At 65.0% G+C, this 17516-nt stretch carries 16 protein-coding genes and 1 pseudogene; 10 read left to right on the top strand and 7 right to left on the bottom strand.

Features of this window, described 5'->3' with window-relative positions; translation table 11 throughout:
• Nucleotides 1-28: 28 nt before the first annotated feature.
• Together nagE and gap are read left to right on the top strand one after the other, a co-directional pair.
• Nucleotides 29-1717 carry an N-acetylglucosamine-specific PTS transporter subunit IIBC gene (nagE, locus tag VA599_RS18405; protein ID WP_104945546.1) on the top strand — a complete coding sequence of 563 codons (1689 nt, stop codon included), beginning with the start codon at nucleotides 29-31 and terminating at the stop codon, nucleotides 1715-1717.
• A 228-nt stretch (nucleotides 1718-1945) separates the two neighbouring features.
• A complete protein-coding gene (gap, locus tag VA599_RS18400; RefSeq protein WP_346789918.1) occupies nucleotides 1946-2944 on the top strand; it encodes a type I glyceraldehyde-3-phosphate dehydrogenase in 999 nt (332 codons plus the stop codon).
• 67 nt (nucleotides 2945-3011) lie between these two features.
• Here gap and VA599_RS18395 read toward each other — a convergent pair whose 3' ends face one another.
• Nucleotides 3012-3455: an Lrp/AsnC family transcriptional regulator gene (locus tag VA599_RS18395; RefSeq protein ID WP_021475522.1), complete on the bottom strand. Its 444-nt coding sequence runs from the start codon at nucleotides 3453-3455 to the stop codon at nucleotides 3012-3014.
• Nucleotides 3456-3875: 420 nt separating this feature from the next.
• Here VA599_RS18395 and phoB point away from each other — a divergent pair, with 420 nt between their 5' ends.
• From phoB to tal, 3 genes are all read left to right on the top strand, one after another.
• Nucleotides 3876-4565, top strand: a complete 690-nt coding sequence (gene phoB / locus VA599_RS18390; RefSeq protein ID WP_021475523.1) for a phosphate regulon transcriptional regulator PhoB — start codon at nucleotides 3876-3878, stop codon at nucleotides 4563-4565.
• Entirely contained in the window at nucleotides 4565-5872 is a 1308-nt protein-coding gene (gene phoR / locus VA599_RS18385) for a phosphate regulon sensor histidine kinase PhoR (RefSeq protein WP_021475524.1), read from the top strand. Before phoB ends, phoR begins: the two co-directional genes overlap by 1 nt.
• Nucleotides 5873-5966: 94 nt before the next feature.
• A complete protein-coding gene (gene tal, locus VA599_RS18380; RefSeq protein WP_346789917.1) occupies nucleotides 5967-7028 on the top strand; it encodes a transaldolase in 1062 nt (353 codons plus the stop codon).
• Between the two features lie 81 nt (nucleotides 7029-7109).
• Here tal and VA599_RS18375 read toward each other — a convergent pair whose 3' ends face one another.
• Nucleotides 7110-7640: a hemerythrin domain-containing protein gene (locus VA599_RS18375; RefSeq protein WP_021475526.1), complete on the bottom strand. Its 531-nt coding sequence runs from the start codon at nucleotides 7638-7640 to the stop codon at nucleotides 7110-7112.
• 196 nt (nucleotides 7641-7836) lie between these two features.
• Between VA599_RS18375 and VA599_RS18370 the strand changes: the two are divergent.
• A pseudogene (locus VA599_RS18370) lies at nucleotides 7837-8253 on the top strand (GNAT family N-acetyltransferase); the annotation flags it as partial.
• Between the two features lie 81 nt (nucleotides 8254-8334).
• Nucleotides 8335-8856, top strand: coding sequence for a 1,6-anhydro-N-acetylmuramyl-L-alanine amidase AmpD (gene ampD, locus VA599_RS18365; RefSeq protein WP_234004538.1), 522 nt, complete (start codon nucleotides 8335-8337; stop codon nucleotides 8854-8856).
• A 4-nt stretch (nucleotides 8857-8860) separates the two neighbouring features.
• On the opposite strand, the gene VA599_RS18360 is transcribed toward ampD, so the two are convergent.
• Genes VA599_RS18360 through VA599_RS18345 form a run of 4 tightly spaced genes read right to left on the bottom strand, consistent with a single transcriptional unit; the run spans nucleotide 8861 to nucleotide 11905 of the window.
• Nucleotides 8861-9316, bottom strand: a complete 456-nt coding sequence (locus VA599_RS18360) for a hypothetical protein (protein WP_346789915.1) — start codon at nucleotides 9314-9316, stop codon at nucleotides 8861-8863.
• Nucleotides 9313-10641 carry a chorismate-binding protein gene (locus VA599_RS18355; RefSeq protein WP_021475529.1) on the bottom strand — a complete coding sequence of 443 codons (1329 nt, stop codon included), beginning with the start codon at nucleotides 10639-10641 and terminating at the stop codon, nucleotides 9313-9315. The genes VA599_RS18360 and VA599_RS18355 overlap by 4 nt, the downstream gene beginning before the upstream one ends.
• Nucleotides 10638-11381 (bottom strand): queuosine precursor transporter, encoded by a 744-nt coding sequence (locus VA599_RS18350; RefSeq protein WP_346789913.1) that lies wholly within the window; start codon nucleotides 11379-11381, stop codon nucleotides 10638-10640. Before VA599_RS18350 ends, VA599_RS18355 begins: the two co-directional genes overlap by 4 nt.
• A complete protein-coding gene (locus VA599_RS18345) occupies nucleotides 11378-11905 on the bottom strand; it encodes a helix-turn-helix domain-containing protein (RefSeq protein WP_346789911.1) in 528 nt (175 codons plus the stop codon). The genes VA599_RS18350 and VA599_RS18345 overlap by 4 nt, the downstream gene beginning before the upstream one ends.
• A gap of 452 nt (nucleotides 11906-12357) precedes the next feature.
• Between VA599_RS18345 and VA599_RS18340 the strand changes: the two genes are divergently transcribed.
• The gene (locus tag VA599_RS18340) at nucleotides 12358-12924 is read left to right on the top strand and encodes a hypothetical protein (RefSeq protein WP_021475533.1); all 567 of its coding nucleotides are present in this window, start codon (nucleotides 12358-12360) and stop codon (nucleotides 12922-12924) included.
• A gap of 61 nt (nucleotides 12925-12985) precedes the next feature.
• Here VA599_RS18340 and kup read toward each other — a convergent pair whose 3' ends face one another.
• On the bottom strand, nucleotides 12986-14851 hold the full coding sequence (gene kup, locus VA599_RS18335; RefSeq protein ID WP_021475534.1) for a low affinity potassium transporter Kup: 1866 nt from the start codon (nucleotides 14849-14851) through the stop codon (nucleotides 12986-12988).
• Nucleotides 14852-15153: 302 nt separating this feature from the next.
• Here kup and VA599_RS18330 point away from each other — a divergent pair, with 302 nt between their 5' ends.
• Together VA599_RS18330 and VA599_RS18325 are read left to right on the top strand one after the other, a co-directional pair.
• Nucleotides 15154-16860 carry a proline--tRNA ligase gene (locus VA599_RS18330; protein WP_021475535.1) on the top strand — a complete coding sequence of 569 codons (1707 nt, stop codon included), beginning with the start codon at nucleotides 15154-15156 and terminating at the stop codon, nucleotides 16858-16860.
• On the top strand, nucleotides 16860-17501 hold the full coding sequence (locus VA599_RS18325) for a lytic transglycosylase domain-containing protein (protein WP_104945538.1): 642 nt from the start codon (nucleotides 16860-16862) through the stop codon (nucleotides 17499-17501). Before VA599_RS18330 ends, VA599_RS18325 begins: the two co-directional genes overlap by 1 nt.
• Nucleotides 17502-17516: the final 15 nt, after the last annotated feature.

Below are 17516 nucleotides of genomic sequence, written 5' to 3'. Positions count from 1 at the left end.
GCACCAGAATTAACCTGGGAGATATGTTGTGAGTACTCTTAACAAGTTTGCCGGCATCCAGCAGCTGGGGCGCGCCCTGATGCTGCCGATCGCCGTGCTGCCGGTGGCCGGCCTGCTGCTGAGGCTGGGCCAGCCCGACCTCTTGGACATCAAGATCATGGCCCAGGCGGGCGACGCCATCTTCGGCAACCTGGCGCTGATCTTCGCCATCGGCGTGGCGGTGGGTTTCGCCAAGGACAACAATGGCACGTCCGGCCTGGCCGGCGCCATCGGCTTCCTGGTGCTGACCGCGGTGCTGAAGGTGATCGACGACAAGATCAATATGGGCGTGCTGTCCGGCATTTTGTCGGGCTTGATCGCCGGCTATCTGTACAACCGCTACAAGGACATCAAGCTGCCCAGCTACCTGGCCTTCTTCGGAGGCAAGCGCTTCGTCCCCATCGTCACCGGCTTCTCCATGCTGATCCTGGGCGCGGTGCTCGGCTACATCTGGCCGCCGATCCAGCATGGCATCGACAGCGTCGGCAAATGGCTGATCGGCGCGGGCGAGATCGGCGTGTTCTTCTACGGCGTGCTCAACCGCATCCTGATCGTCACCGGCCTGCACCACATCCTCAACACCATGGTCTGGTTCCAAGTGGGCGACTTCACCAATGCCGCCGGCAAGCTGGTGCACGGCGACCTGACCCGCTTCTTCGCCGGCGACAAGACCGCGGGCATGTTCATGTCCGGCTTCTTCCCGGTGATGATGTTCGGCCTGCCGGCCGCCTGCCTGGCGATGTACCGCACCGCCAAGCCGGAAAACCGCGCGGCCGTCGGCGGCCTGCTGTTCTCGATGGCGCTGACGGCGATGCTGACCGGCGTCACCGAGCCGGTGGAATTCGCCTTCATGTTCCTGGCGCCGGCGCTGTATGCGATCCATGCGGTGTTGACCGGCCTGGCGATGGCCATCATGCAGACGCTGGACGTCAAGCTGGGCTTCGGCTTCTCCGCCGGCCTGTTCGACTATCTGCTGAACTTCGGCTTGGCCACCAAGCCCTTGCTGCTGCTGCCGGTGGGCGCGGCCTACTTCATTGTTTACTACGGCCTGTTCGTGTTCTTCATCCGCAAGTTCGACCTGAAAACCCCGGGCCGCGAGGATGTGATGGTGGCCGTGGCTGAAGTCGGCGCCGGCACCGGCCGCGCGCGCGCCTTCATCGACGCGCTGGGCGGCGCCGCCAACCTGAAATCGGTGGATGCCTGCACCACCCGCCTGCGCCTGCAGGTGGCCAGCAACGACAAGGTCAACGAGGCGGCGCTGAAGGCGCTGGGTTCGCGCGGCCTGATCAAGCCGGCGGCCGGCAGCGTGCAAGTGGTGCTGGGGCCGGAGGCCGATTTGATTGCCGACGAGATTCGCGGCGCGCTGGGCAGCGCCGCCGCGGAACCGCAAGCCGCTGCGCCGGCGGTGGCCGAGTCGCTGGCTTCCGCCGCCGCGGCGGGCGGCGCGAGCATCGACAAGGCGCGCTGGCTGGCGGCGCTGGGCGGCGCCGGCAATGTGCGCAAGATCGAGGCGGTGGCCGGCAGCCGGCTGCGGGTGGAAGTGGCCGACGCCGCGCTGGTGGACCAGGCTGCGCTGCTGCAGCTGGGTGCCAGCGGCGTCACCGCGGTGTCCGCCAGCCTGCTGCACGTGGTGCTGCAGGCCGATGCCGCGCCGTACGCCGCGGTTTTGCAAGGATGAGGCCGCTAAAATCGCAAACACTTGATGTAGCGTGTTGATTACAAGCGAAAATCAGAGGAAAGTGACAGCGCGGGACTGGAAACGGCCTGCGCTGTTTTCGTTTGGCGGGACGCGCTGTCCCGCCCGGCGGCGACAGGCCCCGTCCGCGGAATTCGTATTTTTCGGTGGCGATGTTCACTCCATCGAATCGTTCATTGAGCTGCCACAAGCTGACAAGGAGACTTCATCATGGCTATCAAAGTCGGTATCAACGGTTTCGGTCGTATCGGTCGCATGGTGTTCCGCGCCATCGCCAAGGATTTTCCCGAGCTGGAAGTGGTCGGCATCAACGATCTGCTCGACCCGGAATACCTGGCCTACATGTTGAAGTACGACTCGGTGCACGGCCGCTTCCAGGGCGACGTGAAGGTCGAGGGCGGCAGCCTGGTGGTCAACGGCAAGACCATCCGCCTGACCGCGGAAAAAGATCCGGCCGACCTGAAGTGGAACGAGGTGAATGCCGAGATCGTCATCGACTGCACCGGCTTCTTCCTGACCAAGGAAGGCTGCCAGAAGCACATCGACGCCGGCACCAAGAAAGTGGTGCAGTCCGCGCCGTCCAAAGACGACACTCCGATGTTCGTCTACGGCGTCAACCATGACAAATACGCCGGCGAAACCATCGTCTCCGCCGCTTCCTGCACCACCAACTGTCTGGCCCCGGTGGCCAAGGTGCTGCATGACAACTGGGGCATCAAGCGCGGCCTGATGAGCACCGTGCACGCCGCCACCGCCACCCAGAAGACCGTGGACGGCCCGTCGTCCAAAGACTGGCGCGGCGGCCGCGGCATCCTGGAAAACATCATCCCGTCGTCCACCGGCGCCGCCAAGGCCGTGGGCAAGGTGATTCCGGAATTGAACAAGAAGCTGACCGGCATGGCCTTCCGCGTGCCGACTTCCGACGTGTCCGTGGTCGACCTGACCGTGGAACTGGAGAAGGAAGCCGACTACGCCGACATCTGCAAGGCGATGAAGGCCGCCGCCGAAGGCGAACTGAAGGGCGTGCTGGGCTACACCGATGAAAAAGTGGTGTCGACCGACTTCGTCGGCAACACCGCGCCGTCCACCTTCGACGCCGACGCCGGCATCGCGCTGGACAAGACCTTCATCAAGGTGGTGGCCTGGTACGACAACGAGTACGGCTACACCTGCAACATGCTGCGCTTCGTCAAGCACGTGGCAGGTTGAGCCGCGACGCTGTAAGGGAGAGTTGTTCTCTGTTCCGGCCGGCGCCCTAGGGGCCCCGGCCGTTTTTTCATTCGTCGTCGCTCAGCATCGGCATCCGCGGCGGCACCGGCATGTCGATGATGATCGAGGTCTTGGTGTCGCCGAACTGCATCAGCCGCGCGATCAGCGCCTGCAGCGCCGGCATGGTGTCCACCGCCACCCGTATCATCAGGCCGCTGGTGCCGGTGATGGACGCGCACTCGATCACTTCCGGCGTATTGCGGATCTGCTCGATCACCAGGTAGTACTCCAAGTGCTTGACTGTCAATTCGATCAGGCAGGCGATGGGCAGGCCGATCCGGTTGGGATCGATGCGGGCATGGTAGCCGGTGACCACGCCGGATTGCTCCAGCTTGGCCACCCGGTCGGCGACCGCCGGCGCCGACAAGTTCACTCGCCGCGCCAGTTCGGCGAAGCTGATCCTGGCATTTTCGTGCAGCGCAGCGAGGATTTTTCGATCGAATCTATCCATGTTTCGAATCAAAGGAAATATGACGAAATAAAGATAGATAATAAAGCTAAATGTAGAAAAATCCTATTGTCGAGTGGCCTGTGCAGCAGTATTGCTACGTAAAATTCAGCCCGTATCTGGAACAAGCGGCACGTCCCGCCGTTTGCTCCGCTCCAAGATTGGTTGCGGATGAGCGAGTCGCACGACCCCCTCATTTGAGACTGTCCTGGTGATCTCTTTGTCCCTGGTCTCTTGTCAGATCAATGTTTTTGACGACGACCATTCCGGGTCTGCCTGATAGGCAGGCCCGTTTTTTTTGGGGTCTGGCGCGGGAGGGCGGTTTACGGGAAAATCGCGGCGCGGGAACTTTCCAAGACATGTCATATTAGTGTCATCTGGCGTTTGTATGCTTGCCGCAAAATCAAACCCGAGGATAGCCACATGGCCGCCAACATTCTGCTTGTCGAAGACGAACCGGCGATTCAGGAGCTGATCGCCTTCAATCTGGCCCAGGCCGGCCATCATGTGCTGCGCGCGGGCACCGCCGAGGCGGCGCTGACGCTGGTGAGGAACGCCTTGCCCGACCTGGTGCTGCTGGACTGGATGCTGCCGGGCGCCAGCGGCATCGACGTCGCCAAGCGTCTGCGCGCCGACGAGCGCACCCGCCATATCCCCATCATCATGCTGACCGCCCGCTCCGACGAGCAGGACAAGGTCGCAGGCCTGGAAACCGGCGCCGACGACTACATCACCAAGCCGTTCTCGCCGCGCGAGCTCTTGGCCCGCATCAAGGCCGTGCTGCGCCGCCGCGCGCCGCAGATGACCGACGACGCGGTCGACGTGCAAGGCTTGCGGCTGGACCCGGTGACCCACCGCGTCACCGGCAACGGCAGCGTGATCGAGCTTGGCCCCACCGAATTCCGCCTGCTGCACTTCTTCATGACCCATCCGGAGCGCGTCCACTCCCGCGCCCAGCTGCTGGACCAGGTGTGGGGCGACCACGTCTTCGTCGAGGAGCGCACGGTGGACGTGCACATCCGCCGCCTGCGCAGCGCGCTGGAGGGCACCGAGCACGACAGCCTGATCCAGACCGTGCGCGGCACCGGCTACCGCTTCTCCGTCCAGCAGTAATGCGAGAACTCCTGCAACGCACCGCGCTGTGGCTGGCGGCCATCCTGATCGTCAGCGCCGGTTTCTGGGCGCTGTCGTCGGCGACCGACGCGCTGCTGGTGCTGGCCATTTCGCTGGGCGGCTGGCTGGCCTTCAACCTCTACCACATCGCGCTGCTGCTGCGCTGGCTGCGCCATCCGGTGCCCGAGCGGGTGCCGGACGGCTTCGGCGTCTGGCACTCGGTGTTCATGATCCTCTATCGCACCATGCGCAATCAGAGCCAGAGCAAGAAGAAGCTGACCCACGCGCTGGAGCGCTTCATCAACGCCGGCGAGGCGATGCCGGACGGCGTGGTGGTGCTGGACGAGCACGACCGCATCGAATGGGTGAACCCGATGGCGGTGGAGCATCTGGGCCTGGACCGCAAGCGCGACGTCGGCAACCAGATCCTCAACCTGATCCGCCAGCCAGCCTTCCACACCTATATGAAGAACGCCAGCTTCAGCCAGCCGCTGACGCTGAGCTTCAGCCAGCCGCGCGAACTGGTGATCTCGCTGCAGCTGGTGCCGTTCGACTCCACCCGCAAGCTGTTGCTGACCCGCGATATCACCCAGCTGGAGCGGGTGCAGACCGTGCACCGCGATTTCGTCGCCAACGTCTCGCATGAGCTGCGCACGCCGCTGACCGTGGTCGGCGGCTTCCTCGAAACGCTGAACGACATGCCCGAGGTGGATGAGCGCACGCTGCGCCAGTTCCTGCCGATGATGATGGAGCAGTCGCGGCGGATGCAGAGCCTGGTGGAAGACCTGCTGGCGTTGTCCCGCTTGGAGAACAGCCCCAAGGCGGTCAGCTCCGAGCACGTTGACATGCAGATGATGCTGGACACGCTGATGGTGGAGGCCGAGGGGCTGTCTCAGGGGCGGCACCAGGTCAAGCTGGCGCGCTGCTGCGACGCCGGCCTGTGGGGCAGCGGCCAGGAGCTGCATTCGGCGTTCGGCAATCTGGTGTCCAACGCGGTGCGCTACACGCCGGAGGGCGGCAGCATCACCCTGTCCTGGCAGGACGAGGGCGAGCAGCTGCGTTTTTCCGTCGCCGACACCGGCATCGGCATCCCGCGCGAGCACATCCCGCGGCTGACCGAGCGCTTCTACCGCGTCGACCGCGGCCGCTCGCGCGGCAGCGGCGGCACCGGTCTGGGCCTCGCCATCGTCAAGCACGTGCTGGCCCGCCACCACGCCCGGCTGGAAATCAAGAGCGAGCCGGACAAGGGCAGCACCTTCAGCGCGGTGTTCCCGCGCGAGCGCCGCAACGACAGCCAGGCCGCCTGAGCCAGCGCAAATCGCCGCGCCTCTCCTCTTGGCGCGGCGGCTTTGCCGGGGTAGGATGGATTCTTTATTTCAAGCAATACCCGGACGCCTCACCATGAATCGTTTGCAAGCCATCCGTCCCTTCGGCCAGCGCATCTGGCTGGACAACCTGTCCCGTGAACTGATCGCCTCCGGCGAACTGGCCCGCCTGCTGGCCGACGACGGCATCGCCGGCGTCACCTCCAATCCGGCCATCTTTTACAAGGCGATCAGCGGCGACGCCAGCTATCAGGGCGAACTGGCCGTGCTGAAGCAGAATGCCGCCCTGTCCGCCGAGGCCCGCTACGAGAAACTGGTGGTGGCCGACATCCAGGCCGCCTGCGACCTGCTGCTGCCGCAGTACGAAGCCAGCCAGGGCAACGACGGCTACGTCAGCCTGGAAGTGTCGCCCGAGCTGTCGCGCGACGAGGCCGGCACCCTGGCCGCCGCGCGCCGCCTGTGGGCCGAGATCGGCCGCGCCAACGCGATGATCAAGATTCCGGCGACCGCCGAGGGCGTCCGCGCGTTCCAGACGCTGACCCGCGAGGGCGTCAACGTCAACATCACGCTGCTGTTCTCGCTGCCGCAAGTGGAAGCGGTCTGGGATGCCTACATCGCCGGCCTGTCCGCTCGCCTGGCCGACGGCCAGCCGGTGGCCGGCGTCAAGGCCGTGGCCAGCTTCTTCCTGTCGCGCGTCGACAGCCTGCTGGATCCGCAAGTGGCCGAGCCGCATCAGGGCAAGGTGGCGATCGCGCTGTCCAAGGCTGCGTATGCCCGCTATCAGGAGCGCTTCCACGGCGAGGAATTCGCCAAGCTGCGCGCCGCCGGCGCCCGTCCGCAATTCCTGCTGTGGGCGTCCACCGGCACCAAGAACCCGGCTTACCGCGACGTGCTGTACGTGGAGAGCCTGATCGGCGACGAAACCGTCAACACCGTGCCGGATGCGACGATGGCCGCCTTCCGCGACCACGGCGACGCCGCGCTGACGCTGCCGCAGAACATGGATGAAGCCAAGGCGCTGCTGGCCGCGGTGGAAGCCGCCGGCATCGATTTGGCCGCGGTCGGCGAGAAACTGCAGCAGGACGGTCTGAAGCTGTTCGAGGACGCTTTCGCCCAGTTGCTGAAGCTGACCGCCTGAGCGGACCGCCGAGTCAAAGGATGAAGACAGCGACGGGCTGCCGGCGGAAGCGGGCAGCCCGTTTCGCTTGCAGAGGCGGGTTCAGCCGCTCTGGCGGCGTCTGGCCATATTGGCGCCGGCCTGGCGCAGCTCTTCGGCGCTGAGCGCGCTGGCCGCGGCGGGGAACAGCCATTCCTCCTCGGCGGCCGCGTGCTCGCGGTACTGGCGGGCGAACTCCTGCAGCTCGGTCCTGCTGATCTGGCGGATGCGTCCGTCGCGCAGCGCGACCAGGTCGTCGCGGATGGCGTTCCAGCAGGAGTGCAGGTAGCCGTGCTCGGCGGACAGCTGTTCCAGCCGCGAGGCGGCGGTGGGGAGGCGTTCTTCGAGCAGAGGAAACAGCTCTTCCTCTTCGTCGGTATGATGGGCGGGGCCGGCGACGTCGAAATAGCGGACCACGTCGTCTATGGTGTTGCGCGCGGCGTCGTCGACGCCGTGCTCCTCGATATAGGGCGGCAGCTTGTCCAGTTGATCGCAGAAACGGCGGATCTTGTCGTGACAGGCCTGCAGCATTTCCAGCGGTTGTTCGAAGCTGGGCGCGGCGGCGGCTTTGCCCAAGGTGTCGAGTGTGAGCATGAAGATGGTCTCCTGCGTGGGTTCTGGCATGATTGTGCCGCCATGCCAGGGCCGTGGACATGATGCGCCTCAAGCGGTGAGCGATGCTTTTCCGCCCGCGCGACGCGCGACGCAAGTTCTTGATACCGCTTTGCGCGATGGAACACAAGCCGGAATTGTACGAGATGATCCGATCCGAAGATGACGGAGAGATGAAATGGAGTTGCCGTTCGAAGTGACGGAATTGGCCCGCGGCGACGCGGCGTTGGCGCGGCGGGCCCTGCGGCTGCAGCTGGATGCGCACCGGCTGGAGGTGGAGTGGCTGAACTATCCGGCCCTGCCTGTGATGTGGCCGGACCTGGCGGCGTTGCATTCTTGCCGGGACCGGATTCTGGCGGCTTTCGAAGGGGATGAGCTGCGCGGCCTGCTGGTGACGTCCCGCGGCTCCGATGGCGGCATGCATATCGAGCGCACGGTGGTGGATCCGGCGCATTTGCAGCAGGGCTGGGGCTATCGGCTGCTGAACCGAGCGCTGCAGGGAGAGGAGCGCGTCAGCGTGGATACCGCCGAGGTCAACCAAGCGGCCATCGCGCTGTACCACAAGGCTGGTTTCGTGCTGGAGCAGCGTTGGAACACCACCGACGGGCTGGCGTTGTGGCGGCTGGTTTACCGGCCGTCCGCGGCGCCGGCGCTGGCCTTGGGCGTGGACGGCTGGATGCAGGGTGCCCAGCAGCTGCCGTCGCCGAACTGCGACGAGCGCAGTCCGGGCTGCGCGCCGGAGCTGCTGGTGATCCACAATATCAGCCTGCCGCCTTACCGCTACGGCGGAGCCGGCGTCGAGCAGCTGTTCTCCAACCGGCTGGACCCGGACGAGCATCCCTATTACCAGGGCGTGCACCAGCTGCGGGTGTCGTCGCACTTTTTCATCCGCCGCGATGGCCGCCTGCTGCAGTTCGTGCCGGCGGGCAAGCGCGCCTGGCATGCCGGCGTGTCCAGCTGGCGGGGGCGCGAGAAGTGCAACGACTTTTCGATAGGCGTGGAGATGGAAGGCTGCGATTTCGAACCTTTCAGCGAGGCGCAGTACCGCACGCTGGCGGCGCTGTCGCGCGAGCTGCGGCGCGCGCTGCCGCTGTCCGCCATCGCCGGCCACGAGCACATCGCGCCGGGCCGCAAGACCGACCCCGGCCCCTGGTTCGACTGGCGCCGCGCCCAGGCCGACAGCGGCCTCGGCTTCTGAACGGCTATTTCAGCGTCAGGTAGGGGCGGGGGTGGTCGTCGAAGGCCAGATCCTCGCCCGGCAGCGCGAACAGCGCGTAGCTGAAACCGAGATAGAACGCCGCCTCGTCGCTCAGTCGCGAGATGGCATCCAGATTGCCCAGCAGCTCGCGGAATGGCAGGTCCACCCGGGCGTCGCCGTCGGCGAGGAAGCCGACGCTGCGCTCGAACACCACATGTCGCGGCCGGAAGCCGCCGGAGACGGCGACGTCAGAAAAATCGTACTGGGCCAGCAGGGTGGGTCGCTTGCGCGCCACCTTGCCGGCCAGCACGCCGGCCAGCAGGATCTCGTCCCGCGGCAGCCCCTGCAGGCATTGCAAGCGGATCACCCGGTCCAGCGGGACGAGATAAGTCTTGGCGGTGTTGACCAGCCGTATCGTGATCGCGTCGGCGTCGATGTCCTCTATGGTGAGGGCGCTCACAGCACCCCCATGATCAGAGAGGCTTTGGCTTCCAGCTCGCTGCGCTCCAATTGCGGGCTGGAGTGCGCGCTCAGCGTGCTGCCCACCCGGGTGGTGGCTTTTTCGTCCGCCAGCAGCGCGGTGCGGATCATGGTGCCGAGCTCCGCTTCGCCGGCGCACAGATAGCCGAAGGCGCCGGCGTACCAGCGGCGGCTTTCATGTTCCGCGAGCAGCCGCGCGGCGGCGTCGACCGGCGTGCCGACGACGGTGGCCGGCCACAGGTGGTCGCAGATCGCGTCGGCCAGGGTCTTGCCCGGCTTCAGCCGCGCGCTGACGCTGGCCGAGGTGTGGAACACATTGGCGAAGCGCTCCACTTCCCGTTCGACGTCGACGCGGATGTCCTCGCAGCTTGCTTCCTTGGCCAGCATGTCGGCCTTCACGCATTCCTCCAGCTCGAACCTGTCCTTGTCCGACGCCAGCAGCTTTTCCACTTGCGCTTGATCTTCGGCCTCGCCGCGGCCGCGCGCGATGGTGCCGCAGATTGGGCTGGTGGAGAGGCGTCCGCCCAGCAGGCGCAGGAACATCGCCGGCGAGGAGCCGGCCAGCTGGAAGTCGCCGCCGTCGAAATACAGGTTGTAAGGCGCGGGATTGCGCGCCAGCAGGTCCTGGTGGATCTGGTAGGCGTCGCGCGCGCAGGGACGCTGGATCGCGTAGCTGGGGTTGACCGAGCGCAGGCCGCCATCGGCGATGCGCCGGCTGGCGATGGCGTACATCCGCTCGTAGGGCAGGCAGCGGCCGGCGGCGAAATCCTCCGCGTCCAGCAGCGGGCCCAGCGCCAGCGGCCAGGTTTCGCCGCCGGTGTCGGCCGGGTCCAGCAGCAGGTCGATGGCGGCGCCGTCTTCGCTCAGCCGTTCCGGCAGGTGGAACACGCCCAGCAGGCCGGCGTCCAGGCCTAGTTTGGCGTGGATCAGCTCATAGCAGAAAAAGCCGTACAGGCCGAAGCGCGGATCCGCGTCGAAGCAGGCGGGGATGTCCAGCAGCCTCTGCAGCCGGGATGCCAGCGGCGCGGCGGGGTCGAGCGGCAGCCGGAGCGCGCCGGGCGCGGCGGCGTCGGGAAGCAGGCCAAGCCGCGGTGCCAGCGCCTCGGCGATGCGGACGCCGTTGCGGCTGCGCGGGACGAGCAGAACGCGGTCGGCGAAGAGCAGTGCGCTGAGCGCGGCGCGATCGATGGCGCGGCCGTGCAGCGCGTATTTGGCGCTGTAGTCGTAGTTGCAGCGCAGCGCGAACAGCGGCGCTTGCCGGCCTTCGGCCGGCGCGGGGACGGAGTGCAGCCTGATCTTGTTCATACTTGCAGATACCGGGAAGAGAATTTGACTTTGCGGCCGCCAGAATCGCCCTCGCTCCAGGCCTGGTAGCGGTACAGCAGCAGCACGATGTATTGCGAGATCCAGGACAGGATCACGGTGGACGAGAACTTGAACATCAGGCTGAAGGCGAAGATCTTCAGGATGGTCGCGAAGGGAAAGACGCCGTAGAAGGCGATCATGAAGCAGATGGCGGTGTACACCACTTCGCCTATCACCGACGAGAAGATGTCGCGGATGAAGTACAGCCGGCTCGACCACAGGTTCTTCAGATACAGCAGGAAGCGCGTGTTGAACTGGCTGCCGATCAGGCAGCCGATCGCGAACGAGATCGAGCCGCGCACGATGTGTTCGCTGATCAGCACATAGCTCTGGTTCAGCGCCTCGCAATGGGCGCGGTCGGCCAATGGCAGCAGGCCGCAGTCGCGCTGCGACTGGCTGAGAGCGGTGAAGGAGACGGCGAACAGGATTTCGGCCAGGCAGGTGGCGAACAGGATCTGATTGGAGCGCTTCTTGCCGTAGACCTCGGCGATCGGGTTGAGCAGCATCAGGATGATGGGCATGGTGAAGGTGCCCAGGCTGGCCTCGGTGCCGAACACCTGCACCACCTTGTACGAGGTCAGGTTGGAGGCGATCGCCGAAATCAGGATCAGGAAGGACAGGATCACGATGGGATCGATGCAGGCCAGCATGCGGCCGGCCAGGTCTTTGAGCAGTTTCATGCGTTTTTCCGGAAAAGAATGCCCGCGACCGCGCCGATGGCGGCGTGGCCGGTGTCTTCCAGGCTGAGCGCGCCGTGGTCGGGATACGCCAGGCGGCCATGCTTGGGATGGTCTGTTTGCAGCAACACCACCGCGCGGCGGGGGAATACCCGCTGGCGGAACAGCGCCTGGTCTATGGCCAGCACCGTGTCGTCCAGCGCCGGCTCCAGCAGGATGAATTCGTCCCAGAGCGGCTGCCTGCCCTCGCTCAGCGCGCTCAATTGATCGAAGCCGGTGATGACCGGCGCCATCCTGGGGGGCTCGCCGCCGCCCAGATTGATGTCCAGCGCATGTCCGATCGCGTGGGCGTTGCTGAATGTCAGCTCCCGGTCTTCGAACAGGCCGCGGTGCAGCGTGGACTGCTTGATGCCGGTAATGCGCGCCAGTTCGCTGATCGATAGTTTCCGGTCACGGATTCTGCGCAGCGCGTTGAGTTTGAATTCATCCAGGACAGAATGAGGTTTGAAAAGATTTTTTGCCTGCATTTCGGATTTGGCTTAATTGGTTCTTATATAAATATTTTAAGTTTTGACATATTGGTTTAAGAGTAAATGCCAAAAGGTATTTAACGTTTTTCTGGAAAAAGACCAGGCAGCTGTGCTAGATTTGAGTTCTTATGATCTATGTCATATCCGGATTATTAGTTGTTGTTTTGAAAGAAATAAATCTGGATAGTTCTAGATGTGTTTTTCAGGATCTTCCGCTGGATGGATTTGAATTTCTCGTTTTGGCATCGAAGCCATGTCGGTTTGAAAATATCCGGGTTATTTAGCCTGTTCTGGCGAAGCCGCTTTGATTTTTTGGATTTTATGCTGCTGAAATTGCTTTGATCAATGATCAAGTCGAAATAATTGCTGTGCGCAGGGATGACAGGGATGAAATCAGTGACGGCGGGATGGTTGCGCGGCGGCATCGGCCTCCGCGGGAGGGAGGGGCGATGAGAGGCGCATTCATACAAACGGTGTCGGGACGCTATCTGAACGTGCTGGACCCCCAGCCGGACGACATCGACATCGCCGACATCGCCCATCATCTGGCGCATGTCTGCCGCTTCGGCGGCGCCTGCCGCCAGTTTTACAGCGAGGCCGAGCATGCGGTCAGGATGGCGGATATGCTGCCGCCGCGGCTGAAGCTGGCGGGCTTGCTGTATGGCGCGGCCAAGGCCTACGCCGGCGAGGTGGTGAGGCCCGACGTTCAGGACAGCCCGCCCTTGCAGCACCGGCTGACCGCGGCGGTGGAGGCGCGCTTCGGCCTGCACTTGTCCGGCGACGACCGGGCGGAGCTGGCGATGGCCGACGCTTGCCTGCTGGCGACCGAGCGGCGCGACCTGATGCCGCCGGACAATATCGAATGGCCCATCCTGACCGGGGTGCAGCCGCTGCCGGAGCGCATCTGGCCGATGACCATCGCTCAGGGGCTGGCCAGCTTTTGCGCGATGTACGAGCAATGCCGGGCCTGGTCGTCGTCGGCGCAGATACGGCTGCGCCAGCCTGCGGCGCGCTGATGCGCCGGGAAATAAAAAAGCGCGCCGTCGTGGCGCGCTTTTTTCTTGGGCGAAATCGGAGCTATAGCTCGACCTGGGCGCCCAGCTCCACCACGCGGTTGGTGGGCACCTGGAAGAAGTCGGTGGCGCGCAACGCGTTCTTGCTCATCCACACGAATACCTTCTCGCGCCAGCGGGCCATGCCGGGATGGTCGGTGGAGACGATGGTTTCGCGCGACAGGAAGAACGAGGTGTCCATCAGCTCCATCTGAAAGCCTTCCTTGGCGCACATGTCCAGCACCTCCAGCACGTTCGGGTCTTCCTTGAAGCCGTAGCGGGCCATCACCCGCCAGAACGACGCCGACATCTGGACGATTTCCAGCCGCTCCTCCTCCGCTACATAGGGCACGTCCTCGGTGCGAACCGTCATCAGCACGACGCGCTCATGCAGCACCTTGTTGTGCTTCAGATTGTGCAACAGCGCGTGCGGCACGCCGTGCAGGGTGCTGGTCAGGAATACCGCGGTGCCTTCCACCCGCGCCGGCGGATAGGCTTCCAGATTGTGGATGAAATCGTCCAGCGGCAGCGCCTGTTCGCGCAGGCGCTTGAACAGGATGTCGCGGCCCTGTTTCCAGGTGCTCATCAGCGTGAAGATGACCATGCCCATCACCAGCGGCAGCCAGCCGCCGTCGGCCACTTTATGGATGTTGGCGGCGAAGAAGGCGGTGTCGATCACGCCGAACAATAGGGTGATGCCCAGGGCCAGCGGCAGCGGCCAGCGCCAGTTCACGCGCGCGACGACGAAGAACAGCGCGGTGGTGATCAGCATGGTGCCGGTGACGGCGATGCCGTAGGCGGCGGCCAGGCTGGACGAGGTCTTGAAGGTGAGCACCACCACCAGCACCGCGACCAGCAGCGCCCAGTTGATGAAGGGCATGTAGATCTGGCCGATCTCCTTCTCCGAGGTGTGGTTCACCTCCAGGCGCGGGCAGTAGCCCAGCAGGATGGCCTGGCGCGTCAGCGAGTAGGCGCCGGAGATCACCGCCTGCGACGCGATCACCGTGGCCAGCGTCGCCAACGCGATCATCGGCAGCAGCGCCCAGTCCGGCGCCAACAGGAAGAAGGGGTTCTTGATCGCGGCCGGGTTGCTCATCAGCAGCGCGCCCTGGCCGAAGTAGTTCAGCCCCAGGCCGGGCAGCACCAGGCTGAACCAGGCGCGGCGGATCGGCGTTTTGCCGAAGTGGCCCATGTCGGCGTACAGCGCCTCGGCGCCGGTCAGCGCCAGCACCACCGAGCCCAGCGTCAGGAAGGCGTGGAAGCCGTTCTGGCTGACGAAGGTGACCGCGTGCCACGGGTTCAGCGCCTGCAGCACCGCCGGCTGCTGGATGATCTGGTGCAGGCCGAGGATGCCGAGGATGGCGAACCAGATCATCATAACCGGGCCGAACATCAGGCCGACCCTGGCGGTGCCGTGGCGCTGCAGCAGGAACAGGCCCACCAGCACGCCGACCGCCATCGGCAGCACGTAGGCCTCCATGCCGGGGGAGAGGACTTCCATGCCCTCGGCCGCCGACAACACCGATACTGCCGGCGTGATGATGGCGTCGCCGTAGAACAGCGCGGCGCCGAACAGGCCCAGCATCACGATCTTCCAGCGTGCGGCATGGGTGGTGTAATGGCGGGCCAGCGCCATCAGCGCCATGATGCCGCCTTCGCCGCGGTTGTCGGCGCGCAGCACGAAAGCCACGTATTTGATCGACACCACGAAGATCAGCGACCAGAAGATAAGCGACAGAATGCCGAAGATGTTGTCGGGCGTGGTGGGGAGGTTCTGGCTGACGAAACACTCGCGCAAGGTGTACAGCGGGCTGGTGCCGATGTCGCCGTAAACTACGCCGAGCGCGGCCAGGGTCAGGCCCGCCATCGCCTGTTTATTGTGATCCTGCATAAGCTTCCATTACGGTTGGACGCCGCCGCCGGAGGAGGCGCGGCGGCGAGGGGCCGGGTTGTTCATGGCTGGATGCCCTCTCATTGTCGACGACATGGGCAAAATAAAAAAGCCGTAAACCCCGGCAGCGCGCAGGTTACTCCAGAGCGGCGGGGCCGCCAAGTACAGCGCGGCGGGCTGTGCGCAGGATTGTTGTACTGCAACAACTGGCGAAAACCGCAAGTCGGCCGGGCGGCGCTTGGCCGGCAGGCGGGGACGACGCTACAATCGTCTACATTTAGCCGAATTTTCAAGGACGCATCATGCGCGCATCGCAGTTTTTCATTTCCACCCAGAAAGAGGCGCCCGCCGACGCCGACATCGTCAGCCAGAAGCTGATGCTGCGCGCCGGCTTTATCCGCAAACAGGCCGCCGGCATCTATTCCTGGATGCCGATGGGCCTGCGCGTGGTGCGCAAGGTAGAGACCATCATCCGCGAGGAAATGAACCGCGCCGGCGGCATTGAAGTGAGCCTGCCGGTGGTGCAGCCGGCCGAGCTATGGCAGGAAACCGGCCGCTGGGACGCGATGGGCGCCGAGCTGCTGCGCTTCAAGGACCGCCATGAGCGCGATTTCGCGCTGCAGCCGACTGCCGAGGAAGTGATCACCGACATCGCCCGCCGCGAGCTGCGCAGCTACCGCGCGCTGCCGAAGAACTTCTATCAGATTCAGACCAAGTTCCGCGACGAGCGCCGCCCGCGCTTCGGCGTGATGCGCGGCCGCGAGTTCACGATGAAGGACGCTTACTCGTTCGACCGCAGCGCCGAAGACGCCGGCAAGAGCTACGACAATATGTATGCCGCCTACCGCCGCATCTTTGACCGCCTGGGCCTGACCTACCGCGCGGTGGCGGCCGATACCGGCGCCATCGGCGGCGACCGTTCGCATGAATTCCAGGTGATCGCCGACACCGGCGAGGACGCCATCGTCTACTGTCCCGCTTCCGAATACGCGGCCAATATCGAGCTGGCCGAGGCTGTGGCGCCGGCAGGCGAGCGCGCCGCAGCGTCCGCCGCACTGAGCAAGGCGCACACGCCCAAGGTCAAGACCATCGCCGAGCTGGTGGATTTCCTCAAGGTCGACATCAAGCAAACCGTCAAGGCGGTGGTGGTGGAAGGCGAACAGGGCGAAGCGGTGCTGATGCTGGTGCGCGGCGACCACGAGCTGAACGAAGTGAAGGCGCAGAAAGTGGCCGGCATCAAGAACCCGCTGACCTTCGCCACTCCGGCCGCCATCCGCGACGCCTTCGGCGCTAATCCCGGCTCGCTGGGCCCGGTGGGCTTCAAGGGCCGCGTGATCGCCGATCGCACCGTGGCCAAGATGGCCGACTTCGTCATCGGCGCCAACGAGGATGACCAGCACTACACCGGCGCCAACTTCGGCCGCGATTGCGCCGAGCCGGAAGTGTTCGACATCCGCAACGTGGTGGAAGGCGACCCGTCGCCGGATGGCCAGGGCGCGCTGGCGATCCAGCGCGGCATCGAGGTCGGCCACGTGTTCTATCTGGGCACCAAGTATTCCGCCGCGATGAACGCCACCTTCCTGGACGAAGACGGCAAGCCGAAACCGTTCGAAATGGGTTGCTACGGCATCGGCGTGACCCGCATCCTGGGCGCCGCCATCGAGCAGAACTACGACGACAAGGGCATGATCTGGCCCGATTCCATCGCCCCGTTCGCAGTGGTGGTGTGCCCGGTGGGCTACGACCGCTCCGAAGCGGTGAAGGAAGCCGCCGACAAGCTGCACGCCGAACTGCTGGCCAAGGGCGTGGACGCCATCCTCGACGACCGCGGCGAGCGCCCGGGCGCGATGTTCGCCGACTGGGAGCTGATCGGCGCGCCGCACCGCGTCACCATCGGCGACCGCGGCCTGAAGGAAGGCAAGGTCGAGTACCAGCACCGCCGCGACAGCGAAGCCACCGCCGTCGCCGCCGATGCTATTCTGGAGCATCTCCTCTCCAAGCTGGCCTGATGAAGACGCGCCTCCTTTTTCTACTGCCGTTCTGCCTTGTGCTGGCGCATGCGCCGGCATGGGCCGGCGCGCAGAAGGAGGAGGCGCTGTCGGCCAACGTCGCCTCGGCGATGAGCCGTTCGATCTCCGACGTCAACGCGCCCAGGCTGGTGTTCGACGATCCGCGGCTGGGCCAGGCCTGGCTCGCGGAGATGTCGACGCGGCTGCAGAAGAAGATTCCCGACGCCTGGATGCGCGAGCGCCTGCTCACCGCCATCCAGTACGAATCCACCCGCGCCGGGCTCGATCCGCAGCTGGTGCTGGGCCTGATCCAGGTGGAGAGCGGCTTCAACAAGTACGCGATTTCCGGCGCCGGCGCGCGCGGCCTGATGCAGGTGATGCCGTTCTGGCCGCGCCACATCGGCACGCCGCGGCATAATCTGTTCGACCTCAGCACCAATCTGCGTTACGGCTGCACCATCCTGCGCCACTATCTCGACATCGAGCGCGGCGATCTGTACCGCGCGCTGGGCCGCTACAACGGCAGCCTGGGCAAGCCGGAGTACCCCGATCTGGTGGTCGGCGCCTGGAAGCGCCGCTGGGCGTGGACCGCGCCGCCGTCGTTGAAGATGGCCGGCGACAGCCTTCCGCGCGCCCGCTGATCCGCGCTATGCTGC

Source organism: Chromobacterium indicum (genome assembly GCF_039708975.1).
GTDB lineage: Bacteria > Pseudomonadota > Gammaproteobacteria > Burkholderiales > Chromobacteriaceae > Chromobacterium > Chromobacterium piscinae.
The sequence above is the reverse complement of the archived record's forward strand: the minus strand, read 5'-3'. Positions and strand labels throughout refer to the sequence as shown.

Coding starts and splice junctions, on each gene's coding strand:
- gap (WP_346789918.1), top strand. CDS start 1,946: ATGGCTATCAAAGTCGGTATCAACGGTTTCGGTCGTATCGGTCGCATG.
- VA599_RS18395 (WP_021475522.1), bottom strand. CDS start 3,455: ATGGATAGATTCGATCGAAAAATCCTCGCTGCGCTGCACGAAAATGCC.
- phoB (WP_021475523.1), top strand. CDS start 3,876: ATGGCCGCCAACATTCTGCTTGTCGAAGACGAACCGGCGATTCAGGAG.
- phoR (WP_021475524.1), top strand. CDS start 4,565: ATGCGAGAACTCCTGCAACGCACCGCGCTGTGGCTGGCGGCCATCCTG.
- tal (WP_346789917.1), top strand. CDS start 5,967: ATGAATCGTTTGCAAGCCATCCGTCCCTTCGGCCAGCGCATCTGGCTG.
- VA599_RS18375 (WP_021475526.1), bottom strand. CDS start 7,640: ATGCTCACACTCGACACCTTGGGCAAAGCCGCCGCCGCGCCCAGCTTC.
- ampD (WP_234004538.1), top strand. CDS start 8,335: ATGCAGGGTGCCCAGCAGCTGCCGTCGCCGAACTGCGACGAGCGCAGT.
- VA599_RS18355 (WP_021475529.1), bottom strand. CDS start 10,641: ATGAACAAGATCAGGCTGCACTCCGTCCCCGCGCCGGCCGAAGGCCGG.
- VA599_RS18350 (WP_346789913.1), bottom strand. CDS start 11,381: ATGAAACTGCTCAAAGACCTGGCCGGCCGCATGCTGGCCTGCATCGAT.
- VA599_RS18345 (WP_346789911.1), bottom strand. CDS start 11,905: ATGCAGGCAAAAAATCTTTTCAAACCTCATTCTGTCCTGGATGAATTC.
- VA599_RS18340 (WP_021475533.1), top strand. CDS start 12,358: ATGAGAGGCGCATTCATACAAACGGTGTCGGGACGCTATCTGAACGTG.
- kup (WP_021475534.1), bottom strand. CDS start 14,851: ATGCAGGATCACAATAAACAGGCGATGGCGGGCCTGACCCTGGCCGCG.
- VA599_RS18330 (WP_021475535.1), top strand. CDS start 15,154: ATGCGCGCATCGCAGTTTTTCATTTCCACCCAGAAAGAGGCGCCCGCC.
- VA599_RS18325 (WP_104945538.1), top strand. CDS start 16,860: ATGAAGACGCGCCTCCTTTTTCTACTGCCGTTCTGCCTTGTGCTGGCG.